General features: G+C 62.3%; 16 protein-coding genes. 10 read left to right on the forward strand and 6 right to left on the reverse strand.

From position 1 onward, the window contains the following. Window positions 1–70 precede the first annotated feature (70 nt). Both VGR99_RS17380 and VGR99_RS17385 read left to right on the forward strand, forming a co-directional pair. The gene (locus VGR99_RS17380) at window positions 71–472 is read left to right on the forward strand and encodes a RidA family protein (RefSeq protein WP_326899891.1); all 402 of its coding nucleotides are present in this window, start codon (window positions 71–73) and stop codon (window positions 470–472) included. A gap of 13 nt (window positions 473–485) precedes the next feature. Continuing rightward, a complete protein-coding gene (locus tag VGR99_RS17385) occupies window positions 486–890 on the forward strand; it encodes an NUDIX domain-containing protein (RefSeq protein WP_326899892.1) in 405 nt (134 codons plus the stop codon). Between the two features lie 18 nt (window positions 891–908). Here VGR99_RS17385 and VGR99_RS17390 read toward each other — a convergent pair whose 3' ends face one another. Genes VGR99_RS17390 through VGR99_RS17400 form a run of 3 tightly spaced genes read right to left on the reverse strand, consistent with a single transcriptional unit; the run spans window position 909 to window position 2,913 of the window. Continuing rightward, window positions 909–1,316, reverse strand: a complete 408-nt coding sequence (locus VGR99_RS17390; protein ID WP_326900056.1) for an ACT domain-containing protein — start codon at window positions 1,314–1,316, stop codon at window positions 909–911. After that, window positions 1,316–2,605, reverse strand: coding sequence for a DNA polymerase IV (locus VGR99_RS17395; RefSeq protein ID WP_326899893.1), 1,290 nt, complete (start codon window positions 2,603–2,605; stop codon window positions 1,316–1,318). Before VGR99_RS17395 ends, VGR99_RS17390 begins: the two co-directional genes overlap by 1 nt. Continuing rightward, window positions 2,602–2,913 (reverse strand): DUF3572 domain-containing protein, encoded by a 312-nt coding sequence (locus VGR99_RS17400; protein ID WP_326899894.1) that lies wholly within the window; start codon window positions 2,911–2,913, stop codon window positions 2,602–2,604. Before VGR99_RS17400 ends, VGR99_RS17395 begins: the two co-directional genes overlap by 4 nt. 229 nt (window positions 2,914–3,142) lie before the next feature. Between VGR99_RS17400 and VGR99_RS17405 the strand changes: the two genes are divergently transcribed. Further along, window positions 3,143–3,508 (forward strand): response regulator, encoded by a 366-nt coding sequence (locus tag VGR99_RS17405; RefSeq protein ID WP_008566616.1) that lies wholly within the window; start codon window positions 3,143–3,145, stop codon window positions 3,506–3,508. 14 nt (window positions 3,509–3,522) lie between these two features. Continuing rightward, window positions 3,523–4,896 (forward strand): PleD family two-component system response regulator, encoded by a 1,374-nt coding sequence (locus VGR99_RS17410; protein ID WP_326899913.1) that lies wholly within the window; start codon window positions 3,523–3,525, stop codon window positions 4,894–4,896. A 290-nt stretch (window positions 4,897–5,186) separates the two neighbouring features. On the opposite strand, the gene VGR99_RS17415 is transcribed toward VGR99_RS17410, so the two are convergent. Then, window positions 5,187–5,795, reverse strand: coding sequence for a TetR/AcrR family transcriptional regulator (locus tag VGR99_RS17415; protein WP_326899914.1), 609 nt, complete (start codon window positions 5,793–5,795; stop codon window positions 5,187–5,189). A gap of 129 nt (window positions 5,796–5,924) precedes the next feature. Between VGR99_RS17415 and VGR99_RS17420 the strand changes: the two genes are divergently transcribed. The 5 genes from VGR99_RS17420 to VGR99_RS17440 all read left to right on the forward strand — a co-directional run bounded on the left by VGR99_RS17420 (window position 5,925) and on the right by VGR99_RS17440 (window position 10,960). Then, the gene (locus VGR99_RS17420; RefSeq protein WP_326899916.1) at window positions 5,925–7,163 is read left to right on the forward strand and encodes an MFS transporter; all 1,239 of its coding nucleotides are present in this window, start codon (window positions 5,925–5,927) and stop codon (window positions 7,161–7,163) included. A gap of 281 nt (window positions 7,164–7,444) precedes the next feature. Next, on the forward strand, window positions 7,445–7,618 hold the full coding sequence (locus VGR99_RS17425) for a DUF3606 domain-containing protein (protein WP_326899918.1): 174 nt from the start codon (window positions 7,445–7,447) through the stop codon (window positions 7,616–7,618). An 80-nt stretch (window positions 7,619–7,698) separates the two neighbouring features. Continuing rightward, complete coding sequence (locus tag VGR99_RS17430; RefSeq protein ID WP_326899919.1) at window positions 7,699–8,505, forward strand: transglutaminase family protein; 807 nt, start codon at window positions 7,699–7,701, stop codon at window positions 8,503–8,505. A 1,244-nt stretch (window positions 8,506–9,749) separates the two neighbouring features. Continuing rightward, window positions 9,750–9,929 (forward strand): hypothetical protein, encoded by a 180-nt coding sequence (locus tag VGR99_RS17435; RefSeq protein WP_326899920.1) that lies wholly within the window; start codon window positions 9,750–9,752, stop codon window positions 9,927–9,929. A 755-nt stretch (window positions 9,930–10,684) separates the two neighbouring features. Next, the gene (locus VGR99_RS17440) at window positions 10,685–10,960 is read left to right on the forward strand and encodes a hypothetical protein (protein WP_326899922.1); all 276 of its coding nucleotides are present in this window, start codon (window positions 10,685–10,687) and stop codon (window positions 10,958–10,960) included. Between the two features lie 110 nt (window positions 10,961–11,070). Here the strand turns inward: VGR99_RS17440 and VGR99_RS17445 are convergent, their stop codons facing one another. Both VGR99_RS17445 and VGR99_RS17450 read right to left on the reverse strand, forming a co-directional pair. Beyond that, window positions 11,071–11,403 (reverse strand): hypothetical protein, encoded by a 333-nt coding sequence (locus tag VGR99_RS17445; protein ID WP_326899923.1) that lies wholly within the window; start codon window positions 11,401–11,403, stop codon window positions 11,071–11,073. A gap of 393 nt (window positions 11,404–11,796) precedes the next feature. Further along, window positions 11,797–13,029, reverse strand: coding sequence for an acyltransferase (locus VGR99_RS17450; protein WP_326899924.1), 1,233 nt, complete (start codon window positions 13,027–13,029; stop codon window positions 11,797–11,799). A 331-nt stretch (window positions 13,030–13,360) separates the two neighbouring features. On the opposite strand from VGR99_RS17450, the gene VGR99_RS17455 reads away from it, so the two are divergent. Next, window positions 13,361–14,128 (forward strand): hypothetical protein, encoded by a 768-nt coding sequence (locus VGR99_RS17455; RefSeq protein WP_326899926.1) that lies wholly within the window; start codon window positions 13,361–13,363, stop codon window positions 14,126–14,128. Window positions 14,129–14,439: the final 311 nt, after the last annotated feature.

The following is a 14,439-nucleotide window of genomic DNA, read 5'->3' on the forward strand; positions in this document are numbered from 1 at the left end:
CAATGACGGCTAGCTCTCGGCGCGCTCTCCAGCTACGCTCCCACCAACCACAAACTCCGGGAGCCAGCCCATGCCCAAGCTCGATCATCTCCGTCCCAGCGGCCTGCATCACAATCCCGCTTATTCCCACGTCGTCACCGCCACCGGTGCGCGCACCATCTACATCTCCGGTCAGGTGTCGACCGACGAGGAGGGGCGGATCGTGGGTGAGGGCGATCTCGCCGCCCAGACCACGCAGGTGATGCAGAATCTCGGCCACGCGCTGAAGGCGGCCGGTGCGACCTACGCCAACATCGTCAAGATCACGACCTTCGTGGTCGGCTACAAGCCCGAGCTGCGCCCGATCATCGGCAAGGCCCGCTCGGCCTTCTTTGAAGGCATGGAGCCGCCGGCCTCGACGCTCGTCGGCGTCTCCGCGCTCGCCGCGCCGGAATGGCTGATCGAGATCGAGGCGATCGCGGTCGCGGATTGAGGTGTTGCAGGGAATGACTTCGCAGAATTTTATTCGGATCGCGGCTGCGTTGATGAGCAGGAGCGATGGACGCGTCCTGCTCGTCAGGAAGCGGGCCACTGAAGCTTTCATGCAGCCGGGCGGGAAGATCGAGGCCGGCGAGCACCCGGAGGTCGCCCTGAGGCGGGAATTGTCCGAGGAGCTCGGGATCGAGGTCGGTCCGAACGAGATGACCTATGTCGGACGCTACACCGCGCCTGCGGCGCATGAGCCCGGCCGGCAGGTCGATGCGGAAATCTTTCGCGTCGCGATCGCGCACTCGGTCAGTCCCGGCGCCGAGATCGAGGAGATTCTCTGGCTGGATCCGAATGCACCGGGATCGGTGAAGCTCGCGCCGCTCACGCGCGACAAGCTGCTTCCGCTGTGCGCGCGTCCGTAGCCCCGATGGAGCGATGGATTAATCTTGGCTCGCCTCTGATATATCCTGGAGAGCAGCCATCGCATCTTCGACCTTGTCGGACGGTACGAAGAGATGGTCGTGGTGGAAGGCTGAAACGGCGTTCACACTGATGCCGACGTCAGCCAGATGCGTGGTGATGGCCGCAAGAAAGCCCACCGCATCGAGCGCGGAGTGAACTGCCAGGGTAATCAGGCGCGAGGGGAATGCGTAACGCAGGCCCGCTGCTTCGGCCTCTTCGCGCAAAACGATGAGCGTAGTTCCTTCCTGCTCGCGGAACGTCAGCAACGGGCTAAGTCCTGCGGGAATGCTCTGCCTTGCCGCGATCGTGCAGAACACGAAGATGCCCGGTCGCAGATCCGGTTTCATGTCTCTCAGCAGCACGTCGATATCGCGTTCGGCTGTCATCATTCCTCCGCCCTCTCAGGCCCGTCATACGCGATGCCGCGGATCACCGCGGCGCTGCCGAACTTCTTGCGAAGGCTGTCCACCGCGCGCTCGGCGTGGGCGGCGCGGCGGTCGAGCATGTCGGTGTCGTCGGCCGCCGAGCCCTCGCGCAGCGCGCTGACGCCGGCGCCCATCAGGCGGAAGGCGGTGCCGTCGATTTCCTTCGCCAGCATCTCCCGGCAGATCGAGAAGATCTTTGCGGCGAGCTGGGTCGGGGCCGCGATCGACTGCGAGCGGGTGCGCTGGCGGAAATCGGCGGTCTTCAGTTTTAGCGTCACGGTCGAGCCGGCAAGCTCGCTGCTCTTGAGGCGCGACGACGTCTTCTCGCACAGCCGCCACAGGATCTTCTCGAGCGTCGCGAAATCGCGGATGTCGGTCTCGAAGGTGGTTTCGCTGGAGATCGTCTTGGCGCCGCGATCGGGCTCGACGCGGCGGTCGTCGATGCCGCGGGCGAGCCGCCACAGCCTGCGGCCGTCACTCGGAAACTGCCGCATCATCTCGATCTCGTCGGCCTTCTGCAGGTCGGCGATGATGCGGAAGCCGCGCTGCACCAGGCGCTCCTGCGTGGCCGGTCCGACGCCGAAGATGAAGCCGACCGGCCTCGAAGCCAGCATCACGCGCGCTTCCTCCTGATCGAGCGCGGCAAAGCCGCGCGGCTTGTCGAGGTCGGAGGCGATCTTGGCCAGGAACTTGTTGCAGGAGAGGCCAACGGAAACGCTGATGCCGACGTCGCGCTCGATGTCGCGGGCAAAGCGCGCCAGCACTTTTGCCGGGATCATACCGTGCACCCGCTCGGTGCCGGACAGATCGAGGAAGGCCTCGTCGATCGAGAGCGGCTCGACCAGTGGCGTCAGCGCCTGCATGGCCTGCCGTACTTCACGGCCGACGCGGACGTATTTCGCCATGTCGGGCGGGATCACGGTCGCATGCGGGCAGGCTTCCAGCGCCTTGAACATCGGCATGGCCGATCGCACGCCGTAGGTGCGCGCGATGTAGCAGGCCGCCGACACAACGCCGCGTTTTCCCCCGCCGATGATGACGGGCTTGTCGGCGATGTCAGGATTGTCGCGCTTCTCGACCGTGGCGTAGAAGGCGTCGCAGTCGATATGGGCGATGGTCAGCGAGGCGAGCGCCCGGTGGCGGACCAGGCGAGGGGAACCGCAGGCGGAACAGCGCCGCACCCCCATATCCAGATCGGCCGAACAATCCCGGCAGAAGCAGCGAGGCCCGGCCGGGTCGGGCGCGGTCACGGCACGTCGCGCTCCCAATTGGGATCGCCCAGCGCGTCGCCGAGGACCTGCCGCGCCGCAGCAACGTTGGTTGGATGCAGCTCCGAGGCGCTCGCAAAGGCCTTCACGGTGTCGTCATCGCGCAGCACGAAATCGAGCACGCTGAGGAGGAAATTGGGGTCCGAGGCGGCATTGCGCAGGGTCTCCGGACCGACCCCTGTCTCAGCCAGAAACAGGCCCAGCCGCCCGGGCTCGCCGGCAACGAAGGACAGCGCCTGAATCGCAACGATTTCAGCGACTTCGCGAGGGTTGTGAACAGGCTTTTTCAAGGGTCCGGTTTGCCTTTCCGTTAACTTTCGGTGTCTACTTTGAAACCATCATGCCCGAGTCTCAAGACCGCCGACAAGCAACTGGAAACCACATCGCAGAAAGTCGGGCCTCGGGTTTAACGAAACTAGAGCGAATCTGCGGCTAGTTTGAATCCAGTTTTCGAAGCGCCGGAAAGAGGCGCCTGAGGCGTCACATGTATCGGTCTTTGGGACCAAACAGGAGGGCGGGATGGCTAAGACCGTCCTGATCGTGGAAGACAACGAGCTCAACATGAAGCTCTTCCGCGACCTGTTGGAGGCGCACGGCTACCAGACCTCCGGCACCAGCAACGGATATGAGGCGCTCGACCTCGTTCGCAAGATGCGGCCCGACCTTGTGCTGATGGATATCCAGCTGCCGCAGGTGTCGGGCCTCGAAGTCACGCGCTGGATCAAGGACGATCCGGAGCTGCGTGCCATTCCCGTCGTCGCGGTGACCGCGTTCGCGATGAAGGGCGACGAAGAGCGCATCCGCGAGGGCGGCTGCGAAGCCTATTTGTCCAAGCCGATCTCGGTCGGCAAGTTCATTGAGACGGTCCGGCGTTTTATCGGATAGGAAGTGAGTTCACAGTGTCCGCGCGTATCCTGGTTGTCGATGACGTTCCTGCCAACGTCAAACTCCTCGAAGCCCGCCTGTCCGCCGAATATTTCGACGTGATGACGGCCTCGAACGGCACCGAGGCGCTGGCGATCTGCCGCCGCGCCGAATGCGACATCATCCTGCTCGACGTGATGATGCCGGACATGGATGGCTTTGAAGTCTGCCGCCGCATCAAGACCGATCCGGCGACGCACCACATTCCCGTCGTCATGGTCACGGCGCTCGACAGCCCCGCGGACCGCAACCGTGGTCTGGAAGCCGGCGCCGACGACTTCCTCACAAAACCCGTCTCCGACGTCGTGCTGATCGCGCGCGTGCGCTCGCTGACGCGGCTGAAGATGATGACCGATGAGCTGCGCATGCGCGCCATCACCTCGCTCGAGATCGGCATGCAGGCGCCCGAGCGCAGCGCCGTCGCCGACACCGGCAAGGGCGGCCGCATCCTGCTGGTCGACGACCGCCAGTCCTCCTATGAGCGGCTGGCGACGATCCTCGCCGCCGAGCACACCATTGACGTCGAGCCGAACCCGACCGAAGCGTTGTTCCACGCCGCCGAGGGTAATTACGACCTGCTGATCGTCTCGCTCGACCTCAACAATTTCGATGGCCTCAGGCTCTGCAGCCAGGCGCGCTCGCTGGAGCGCACGCGCCATGTGCCGATCCTGGCGATCGCCGACCCCGAGAACTCGACGCGGCTGCTCCGCGGCCTCGAGATCGGCGTCAACGACTATCTGCTGCGCCCGATCGACAAGACCGAGCTCCTCGCGCGCGCCCGCACCCAGATCCGCCGCCGCCGCTACACCGATCACCTGCGCGACAACGTGCAGAACTCGATCGAGATGGCGATCACCGACGCGCTCACCGGCCTGCACAATCGCCGCTACATGGAGAGCCATCTGGCAACGCTCGCCGATCAGGCCTCGACACGCGGCAAGCCGCTGGCGCTGATGATTTTGGACATCGACTACTTCAAGTCGATCAACGACAATTACGGCCACGACGCCGGCGACGACGTCCTGCGCGAATTCGCCGTGCGCGTGCGCAAGTCGATCCGCGGCATCGACTTGGCCTGCCGCTACGGCGGCGAGGAGTTCGTGATCGTGATGCCGGAGACCGACCTGCATGTCGCCGGCATGGTCGCCGAGCGCCTGCGCCGCTCGATCGCGGGCGAGCCGTTTGCGATCCACAAGGGCGCCAAGCGCATCGAGGTCACGATCTCGATCGGCCTCACCACGCTGGAGCAGAAAGGCGAGGCCGTCGCCGACGTCCTCAAGCGCGCCGACACGGCGCTGTACCGCGCCAAGCACGACGGGCGCAACCGGGTGGTGTCGCAGGCGGCGTGAGGGCTGCCGCGGCACAAAACTGCGAAAACAACCCCATGCACAGTAGCCGGCGTTAGTCGGATCAATGGGTTATGCGGGTGGCAGAAACGGCTTGCGCAGTTGGCGGGCCGTTTGACTCGTCGGGCAAAACAGGAGCATGTTGGGCGGCGGTAGGGCAAACTCCGCTGTCATTCCCCGCGAAGGCGGGGAATCCAGTGCGCCGCGGCGCCTCGGCTCAATCACAATCGTCTCTGGAATACTGGATCACCCGCTTTCGCGGGTGATGACAGCGAGCGATACGGCGACGGCAGTTAGTGTGGCGGGCGCTTGTCTTGCTTCGCGGGCACAGCCGCCGCACCACCCACATCCACCCCCGCATTCCGCAACAGCACCTTCGCCGCTTCCTTCGCGGCGCGCGCCATGGCGGGATCATCACGCACGAGGTCCTGGGCGATGGAGCCGTCGACCAAGAGCACGAGCTGCGTCGCCAGCGCCTCCGCTTCCGCGACGCCGAGCTCGCTCAAGCGGTCGCGAAACCAGACGCGGCGGCTTTCCTTGAAGGCGATCGCGATCTTCTTCACCGCGCGGTCCGCAGGGCCGAGCTCGGCCACCGCATTCACGAACGGGCAGCCGCGAAAGTCTTTTGCCGCAAAGCGCCGCTCCAGCGAATCGAAGGTCGCGAGAATCTGTTCGGCCGGCGGCTTGTCGGAGGGGCGGGCGTGCACGAAGCGGCGTTCGAGATAGGCGGCGATCAGCGCGTCCTTGGAGGGGAAGTGGTTGTAGAGCGTGCGCTTGGAGATGCCGACCTCGGCCGCGATGGTATCGACGCCGATCGCGCGAATGCCTTGCAGATAGAACAGCTTGTCGGCGGTCTCGAGGATCCGCTCCTTCATCGTCTGTGGGTGCGTCGGGGGAGCCATGCGATAGCGCGCGTCCTGTTCGCTTGACAGCGTACGCCTTTCATAGCCTAAGTACACAGGTCTGTGTAACCAAAATCAAACGATATTGCAGACGGCGGCTATTGTGCCGTGCCCCGAGGGAGAACAAAAATGCCCCTGCTGCAGGTGCTGCGCCCGACATTGCCCATCCTGATCGGCGCCTCGATCATGCTGACGCTGAGCATGGGGCTGCGGCAGAGCCTCGGCATCTTCATGCAGCCTTTGACGCATGACATCCACATCTCGATCTCGGATTTCACGCTGGCGCTGGCCGTGCAGAACCTCGCCTGGGGCTTCCTGCAGCCGCTCGCCGGCGCGATGACCGTGCGCTACGGCTTCCGTCCCATCATGATCGTGGGATCGCTGATGTACATCGTCGGCCTCATCCTGATGGCGACCGCGGGTGGTCTCGTCAGCATCATGATCGGCGCCGGCGTGCTGATCGGTACGTCGCTGGCCTGCACGGCCGCGGCGATCGCGATGTCGGTGGCGGCGCGCGCGGTGCCTGCAACGGTGCGCTCCACCGTGCTCGGCATCGTCTCAGGCGCAGGCTCGCTCGGCGCGCTGCTGTCGGCGCCGATCGGGCAGATGCTCAACGAGGGCTTTGGCTGGCGCGTCGGGCTCGCCGGCTTCGTCATCATGTCGGTACTGATGATTCCCGCCGCCTGGTACGCCGGCCGCGTCGACGCCATCCCACTGCCGAAGCCGGCCGCCGACGATATCGGCGATGCCACGGCCGCCTCCGTGACCAGGGCGGCGTTCGGCAACGCCGCCTTCGTGGTGATGACCTGCGCCTATCTCGTCTGCGGCATGCAGCTCGTCTTCCTCACCACGCATCTGCCGTCCTATCTGGCGATCTGCGGCCTCGATCCGATGCTGAGCGCGCAGACGCTCGGCATGATCGGCGGCTTCAATGTGCTGGGCTCGCTGTTCTTCGGCTGGGCCGGCCAGCGCTGGAACAAGCTGGCGCTGCTGGGCGGGATCTACATCCTGCGCTCGCTCGCGCTCGCCTGGTATTTCATGCTGCCGGCGACGTCGTTCTCGACGCTGCTGTTCGGCGCCATCATGGGCTTCCTCTGGATGGGCGTCGGCCCGCTGGTCGCAGGTGCGGTCGCCGAGATGTTCGGCCTGCGCTGGCAGGCGATGATCCAGGGCCTTGCCTTCATGAGCCACCAGATCGGCAGCTTCCTCGGCGCGTACGGAGGAGGGGTGATCTACGACGCGCTCGGCTCCTACACCTTGGCCTGGCGCATCGGCGTCGCGCTGGGGCTAGCCGGCGGCATCATCCAGGTCGCGTTCGCGCTGATCCGGCCGTCACAGCCGCCGGCGCCGGTGTTGCGGGCGGCGTAGCGGGAGCGCGTGATCCCTGGCCTCAGCTTGCGGGCTTTGAGCGGAGGCCGCGCTGTTTGGTCGCGATGGACCGTTTGCGACTCCACGCGGGCCTGGAGCCAATTCTCTTCTCCACTCACGCCGAGATAATTCCAGAAACGGCGGAACACCGGTCCCTGGGGATTGTTGGGTTGATGGAGACAGAATCTTCGTGAGCAGCGGGACAGTCACCATCGCGGCCGGAGCGGCGTAACGCCCGCCTGGTCGCGATCCTGTCCGTCCCCTCATCGGCAAAGACGCACATGAACAGACACAAGCCGACCTATTTCCGCAATTCGCTGGATTTAAGAGATAAGGTGCAGGTCAAGATCCTGCGCAAGCGGCTCAAGCTATCGGATGCGCAGTTTACCAGCGTCGTTCGCAAGTCCGGCAGTTCGATCTCGGCCATCACCAAGGAAGCCTCTACCTTGAAGTGACGAACCGCCGGCCGCCGTCGCCAACATAAATCGTGCGCGCAGCCAATTCGGCTCAGTGCAGGCGGAGTCAGGTCCTGAGCATGAAGATACGTGTCGGCTTCGAAATGATCTACGACTTCCAGCAAGTCACACCGTTGATTGCCGTGGTCGGCACACATTTCACCCGGGCATCCGACATCGTCGTGCCGGATCACCTCGCCACCGAGCCTCCGGTGCCGATCACGCCCTATCGCGACGGCTTCGGAAACTGGTGCAGCCGGTTCGTTGCGCCCGCCGGCCGCATGCGCCTTTTTGCCAACGGTATCGTGCGCGATAGCGGGTTGCCTGATGTGATCGCGCCTTCCGCCACGCAGCACGCGGTGGAAGATCTTCCATCCGACACGATCGTTTACCTGCTTGGCAGCCGCTACTGCGAAACCGATCGCCTTTCCGATGTCGCATGGAAGCTGTTCGAGAAAGCGGCGCCGGGGTGGCCACGAGTCCAGGCGATCTGCGATTTCGTGCACAATCACATCGCGTTTGGCTACGAGCATGCGCGCCCCACCATGACGGCCTGGGAAGCATTCAACGAGGGCAAGGGCGTCTGCCGCGACTATGCGCATCTCGCCATTGCATTCTGTCGCTGCATGAACATTCCAGCGCGCTACTGCACCGGTTATCTCGGTGACATCGGTATCCCGCCGCCCCACGCCCCCGGCGATTTTGCAGGCTGGTTCGAGGCCTATCTCGGCGGCCGCTGGTACACCTTCGATGCGCGCAACAACACTCCGCGAATTGGCCGCGTCCTGATCGCTCAAGGCCGCGATGCGGCGGATGTTCCGATTGTCCAAACCTTCGGACCCAATACGCTTGTCAGCTTCAAAGTGTGGACTGATGAAGTTGTGTAAACTGCCCGCCCCGGGCGATTGGGCGCCGGGCAGTTGAGATTGATCTCGCTAATTGGCTGGGGGGCTGCTAAGCAGTTGGCATCACCGCGCGCTTTCGAGGCTGTTATCGGTGACTGAGAGCGTTGCGCTCCCGCCTTAACCCAAGGGAAGGCGGTCAGATGTCAAACCCCGGCAAACTCGACATTCGTGAGTGGCTCGTACCGCCGTTATTGGTGCCGTTCTTTCTCGTACTGCTGATCGCGGTCGCTGCCGTTTTCTAAAGCGCGATGAGATGAGGATGAGTCGTCGTCGCGCTTTAGGTTGTTGTTTGAGCATGATCTTTTCGGAAAACCGCTGCGCACTTTTCCGGATCATGCTTTAGCGGCAAGTCCGTTCAATCATCGTGCGTCAAAATGCACACCGGGGTGCTGGAGCTGGTTTGAAGCAAAGCGGGAGCCGGAAATGGCAAACACGGCAATCGTCAGGGATGCCTACGGGGTTCCGGCAATCTTCGTTGGTTCGAAAACAGGCCGGGACGATGCGCCCTTTGTTTTCGTGAGGGTCGGAGGTGAGGAGCGCCGGATGCGTTGGTCCGAGTGGGATGCTCTTCCGGCTTGGACCGGCGAGACGCCGTCCTGGGCAAGCAAGAGCAAATAGAGATGGGATATTCAGCATGGAAGTAGTTCGAACAGGCATACGGGCGGCGGCGCTCCTGCTGGCATCGGCGCTGGGCGCATCCGCGGTGGCCGCGGCTCCCGCAGAACCCAATTGCCGTGCCATCGAGAACACCGGCGCTCGCCTTTCCTGTTATGACGCGGCGTTTCCGCCAAAGACCAGGAAGCCCGCGGAAGCCGCCATCGACTCGTCGTCGGGGTACAAGGATCCATTCCTTGCGGAAGAGGCCCGAACCGCTGCAAAGCTGAAGAATATTTGCCGCGGTTGCTGAGGTTCGCCGCGCGCGCGTGCGTGTCCGATCACGTGCGCCCCAATTCAGAGGCAAATTGAATGACGAAAGAGGATGCCAGAGGTCGCCAGGTGCTCCGCCAAAGAAAGCGAGCCCTTCGTTTGGCCGACGCGGTGTTGGATGACAGGGCAGACAGCTCGGCGAGTTCCGGGGAGCACCAGGCGCGAAAGCAGCGCCTGCTCGATGGGCCCACGGAGTTTAGAACGGTCCGCGTCGATCGTTCAAAGAAGACTCCCGGCAATGACGACTGACCGGAGTTTGTCGCTGCTGGCGGGTTGATTCGACAGATCTATGATGGCGCATGGAACATCAGGGTATTGAATACACGGTCGTCCAGACGATCAATCCATCGGGCTGGAAATGGTCGTTCGAGCGAGATGGTCGGTCCCCCAGATGGGGAATCGCCTTCAACCGGGCGGAGGCCATCAGCGCGGCTCAGCGTGCGATCAGCCAATTGCTCAGAGTTCAGCAGCACGAATGATCGGTCAGCCAGCGGCCAACGCTCGGCAATTCGCGAATTGTTCCTGCCAGGAACCGAGATAATGCGCTCGCTATCCTGCAGATAAAGGCGCAGTGTCCCACCACCACCGAGCGGCCCTTAGCATCTATCGGTGGTGTGAACGCAAGTTGCGCTCCCGCTCAACCCCGCAGCGGAGCGCCAAACATGTCGGCTCAACGATCCTCAGACCAGTCATCGACGTTCGAATTCCGCCTCGCGCAAGAGGCGGTCAATCTCCGCCTGCAGGCCAAGGAAATGCCCCTCGGCGTCCGCCGCACGGAGCTCTTGCGAAAAGCCAGGCAGATCGATGTGGCCGGAGAGGTCAACAAATGGCTGACCTCTCCAGGACTACAGCCGCCATCTTGAATTTAGGAATCGTCCTTGCCCGACGTGCTGAACTTCAGCGCGCCACGAGGAGACCAACTGTTATCGGGATTTTACGCTCACCCTCCCGGAGTTGATGACCGCCGCCTGCGCTTCATTTAAGCGGGCGGCGTTTTTGCTTGAGATGGGGAAGCGATTGGATGCGATGTCTGGCGGCCGATCGTGATTTTCACGTGGCCTTTCTTGAAGCGCCGCAGGGAGAGCGGCTTTAGGACGGCGTAGCCTGGGCTGTGCTCGCCAACGTCCAGCCGGGAGGATGAAGCCGCTATCACGCGCCGAACATTGGCAATGGTTGTGGGGCTTGCTATCTTGCACCCTGAGATAGCATTGCAGCTATCCGCATTCAGGAGGACATGATGAAAGCTTCGGTTTTTCTTCTTGCGGGTCTGACCATTCTGTCGATCAGCGCGGCCAACGCTGCTCCCAAAGCCACTGGCGCCCCGACCTCCGAAGTGAAAGTGAGTTCGGTCGCATGCTCCATTTCTGGCGGCGGCTTCGGGACTTATCCGGCAGGCTGCAGAAACGCAGCAAACTTCAAGAGCTACAACGAATGCAAGGAATCCGGCGTCAAGCGCGGCTGGAGACACGAAGATATGGCTTGGTATTGCAGCGGCCTGGGACTGCAATAGCAAGCAAAAGCAAAGCGCGATGATGATTAGGATGAATCATCATCGCGCTTTGGGTTGTTGTTGAGAATGAATTTTCCAACAAAACGCTGCGCACTTTCCTGGACCATGCGTTAGCGTGGACGTCCCGATCGCTTGAGTTCGGCGACGTCGCGCTTCTCTGCAGCCAAGGTGGCCAACTTTTCACCGGCCAACTTCCCTCCGGCGAGCAGGCTGCTGCAATGCCACCGGGCTTCTCGCGTTATCCAGCCCAGGAAGAGTTTGGTGTCCATACACTCTACATAGGTCTTGTAGGTGAGTGTGTCATTGCACGTTGCCGAGACAACTGAATTGATTCCCGCCGAATAGCTGCATCCGACCCAGGGGGCGTTGCCCGTCTTGAAGCTCGTTTCGCAACCACCATTGCAGCTGCTGGCGGATCGTTCCAGCTTGGCGATCTTCCCCAATGTCGAATTCGGGTCCGGCGATGGCGTTCGAGCGGCGGACGATGTCGTTTGGGCGGTTGACGATTTCCCGCGGGATGCCGAAGTGTTTGCTGTCCGCTCCGCTCTATGTGGCTTTGCCATCTGCTTCGGCGCTTCGACCGTGACCGGGGGAAGCGTATCGGCGGAGCCTGTTGGAATTTGCGACGCTGCCGGGCCGGCCAGCAGGACAGTAGACAAGACAGCGACGGCGGACGGCGCGACAAGACTTGGCGACAACCTCATAACAGTCCTCCCAACCCGGAAATGCCGCTCCGGCAAATGCATGATAACATACATTCCGAGTTGAGCAACCTGCGGTTGATATGATGTTTGTCGACGACTCACCATCGACGAGTATTGATCGTGGATCGAGCTTTAGGACGCCGCGCCCTTGACGGGGACGGGCAGGGGAAGGCGCAGGCCCTGAGCCAGTGCTGGGCGCCGCGACGCCGGCTGCCTTTTCGGCAGCTTTCCGAAATGCGCGAGGGTTTGCGTCAGCGTGCCTCTGACGGCTGGCTCGATCTTCGCGCACATGAACCAGCAGACGAGCACGAGCATGCCCAGCGCGATCCATACGGCCGAGGTGGCATCCAGGCCGGCCTCCACCAGCGCGCGAATGAGCGCAGAGCCAATGACGTTGTGCGTGAGATAGAGCGGATAGGTGATCAGTCCGAGCGTTCTCAGATAGGCTGGCGCCTCCGGAGCAGGGATGCCCGCAGAGCGCCTGCTCCGGTTCGCGGCACGGGCAATGAGGAGCACCGCAGCCGCCCAGACCATGATCGGCACGAGAGCTGATTGATCCGCAATGGCGGGGATCGACGTCAAAAAGAAAGAAGCGAAGACGTAGATTTCGGCGGCGCCCGAAAGACAGGTGACGGCAACAGCGACCTGTTCGAGCGCGGTCAATCGTCTGTTCGCCGAAATGAACAGCCAGATCCCCAGCGCAAAGAAGCAGCCATGGGTCAACAGAAAGGCTGCACACGGCACCCGAAACATCAGGATGACCAGATAGGGCAGGTCGGATGGCGTCGTGGAGGACACGACCAGCAGCGCGAGAGCATTGAAGATTGCGCTGTAGATGGTGAGACCGAAGGCCATGTGTCGGAGCGTGATTCTTCTCGTCAGCATCGCGCAAAACACGAGTCCATAAAACGCCGTCTCTGCCGCCAGCGTCCAGTAGACCTCGTCAAGCCATTGACCCGTGACTCCCTTCGGAACCATCAGCATGGCGTGGATGTAGGGCAGAATGAGTTCGGATGCCGGTCCGCTCCCGAAGAGAAGCAAAACGAGGAAGGTCGCGGTGGCGCAAACCCAGACCGCCGGATAAAGCCTGAGCGCGCGGCCAAGCAGAAACTCGCCCGGCGAGGATGTGCTCGCCGAATTCGCGATGACGAAACCGGAAATGACAAAGAAGATTTCAACGCCGACCCAGCCGAACCATGTGAAGGGCGCGGCCGACGGGTAGAGAACATCGGCGGCGACGGTGCGCTCGAAACCCGGGACGCCAATCGAAGCCCAGGCCCAGGACCAGAACATCTGGTGGAAAATCGCAACTCCGAAGGCGGCACCGAAGCGCAGCGGATCCAGCAACGGCAAATGGCTCTTCACGGGAATAAACCAAGTTCATGCAACGATCCCGCCGGAGATATTGAAAGCCTTCACCGGGCTCTTTGAGGTACGTCACACTCGCTCCGCCGCGGTCCAGATGCGCAGGTCGGGGCGTGGAGCATGCAACCCGCTCGTTTTGGTCGAGGGCAGGTCATCGCGGTCGCGAACGTGCAGCGTTCCGGGAGTTTTATGAGTGGTATCAGTAACTTGGTCGTTGTCGCTTGGTCGATCGTCGATTGTTGACGATTGCGCTCGTGCGAGCCGGGGGCGTATGCTTGGGGGCGCTATCGTGCTAGTGCACGTCCGTTTTCTCTCCTGCTGGTGTTGAACAATGTTTGATCGACGTAATCTCATCAAGGGCGCAGGTCTTGCGCTGGCCGCAACGACAACGACGGCCCATGCGGCCAACGACAAGGTCGAGATTCCCAAGGGAATGGGATTCTACCACGATTTCAGTGTCGTCGGCCTGAACAACCTGCCGCCCGCAGAGGGTCTCTACCGGCAGAACCAGCTCGTGAAGGAGCCGTTGATCGTCGGCTATATGCTCTACGCGATGGGCAAGCTGAAGGCCCAGGGGATCAAGCCGGTCAGTGTCTGCGAGCTTTTCTGCGCAGACGCATTTTACTCGTTCATTGCGCGGCGCTTCGGCGCGGATCGCTGCGATGCATTCGACAGCGATCGGGACGGCTATTTGGATCAGGCCCGTATCGTCGCCAAGCTCCTCAACGAGGAGGAGAATGTCGGAATACACAAGGTCGACATGTTCGATATGCCGGCCGACTACCGCGCTTCGGTCGTGGTCAATGCCGGCGGCCTCTACCACGTGGCGGACCCTATGCGCGCGGTCGAAATGTCCTATGCGATGGCCGAGCACTATCTGATCATTCAGACCGTCGTGACGCTCACCACCGAGGACGAGAACTATTTCGAGGCTCCCGCGCCCGGCTGGACCTGGGGCAGCCGGTTTTCGTATGCGTACCTGCATCGGGAACTCCTGAAGCGCGGCTACAAGATCCTGGATACGCAGCGCAACATCTTCCCAGCCAATGATCGGCCGGAAGATCGCGGCAATGCGTTCTTCCTGATTTCCCGCGACTAAAGCGCGATGAGATTTGGATGAATCGTCATCGCGCTTTGGGTTGTTGTTTGAGCATGATCTTTTCGGAAAACCGCTGCGCACTTTTCCGGATCATGCTTTAGTCGGTTCGACGCTTCGCAAGGGGCTCGTCGTAATCCCGCGCGGCGATCAGGCAGGCAGGAGCGAGACTTGCTCCTGCCTGCCTGATCGCCGCGCGTGCCCTTCTGCAGGCTGACGAAGTCGACGTCGCAATCGAGGAGGGAGCCAGCGTACGCAGGGCCATCGATCGGTTGCGATCGTTCCTGTGATCGGGATTGTCGGCCCGGACCAGA

Origin of the sequence: Bradyrhizobium sp. (assembly GCF_035935975.1) — a bacterium.
Classification (GTDB): Bacteria; Pseudomonadota; Alphaproteobacteria; order Rhizobiales; family Xanthobacteraceae; genus Bradyrhizobium.

What these genes read in the sequence shown, in the direction of transcription:
- VGR99_RS17430 (WP_326899919.1), top strand. Translation starts at nt 7,699, where the DNA reads ATGAAGATACGTGTCGGCTTCGAAATGATCTACGACTTCCAGCAAGTC.
- VGR99_RS17415 (WP_326899914.1), bottom strand. Translation starts at nt 5,795, where the DNA reads ATGGCTCCCCCGACGCACCCACAGACGATGAAGGAGCGGATCCTCGAG.
- VGR99_RS17405 (WP_008566616.1), top strand. Translation starts at nt 3,143, where the DNA reads ATGGCTAAGACCGTCCTGATCGTGGAAGACAACGAGCTCAACATGAAG.
- VGR99_RS17380 (WP_326899891.1), top strand. Translation starts at nt 71, where the DNA reads ATGCCCAAGCTCGATCATCTCCGTCCCAGCGGCCTGCATCACAATCCC.
- VGR99_RS17425 (WP_326899918.1), top strand. Translation starts at nt 7,445, where the DNA reads ATGAACAGACACAAGCCGACCTATTTCCGCAATTCGCTGGATTTAAGA.
- VGR99_RS17390 (WP_326900056.1), bottom strand. Translation starts at nt 1,316, where the DNA reads ATGACAGCCGAACGCGATATCGACGTGCTGCTGAGAGACATGAAACCG.
- VGR99_RS17385 (WP_326899892.1), top strand. Translation starts at nt 486, where the DNA reads ATGACTTCGCAGAATTTTATTCGGATCGCGGCTGCGTTGATGAGCAGG.
- VGR99_RS17455 (WP_326899926.1), top strand. Translation starts at nt 13,361, where the DNA reads ATGTTTGATCGACGTAATCTCATCAAGGGCGCAGGTCTTGCGCTGGCC.
- VGR99_RS17440 (WP_326899922.1), top strand. Translation starts at nt 10,685, where the DNA reads ATGATGAAAGCTTCGGTTTTTCTTCTTGCGGGTCTGACCATTCTGTCG.
- VGR99_RS17420 (WP_326899916.1), top strand. Translation starts at nt 5,925, where the DNA reads ATGCCCCTGCTGCAGGTGCTGCGCCCGACATTGCCCATCCTGATCGGC.
- VGR99_RS17435 (WP_326899920.1), top strand. Translation starts at nt 9,750, where the DNA reads ATGGAACATCAGGGTATTGAATACACGGTCGTCCAGACGATCAATCCA.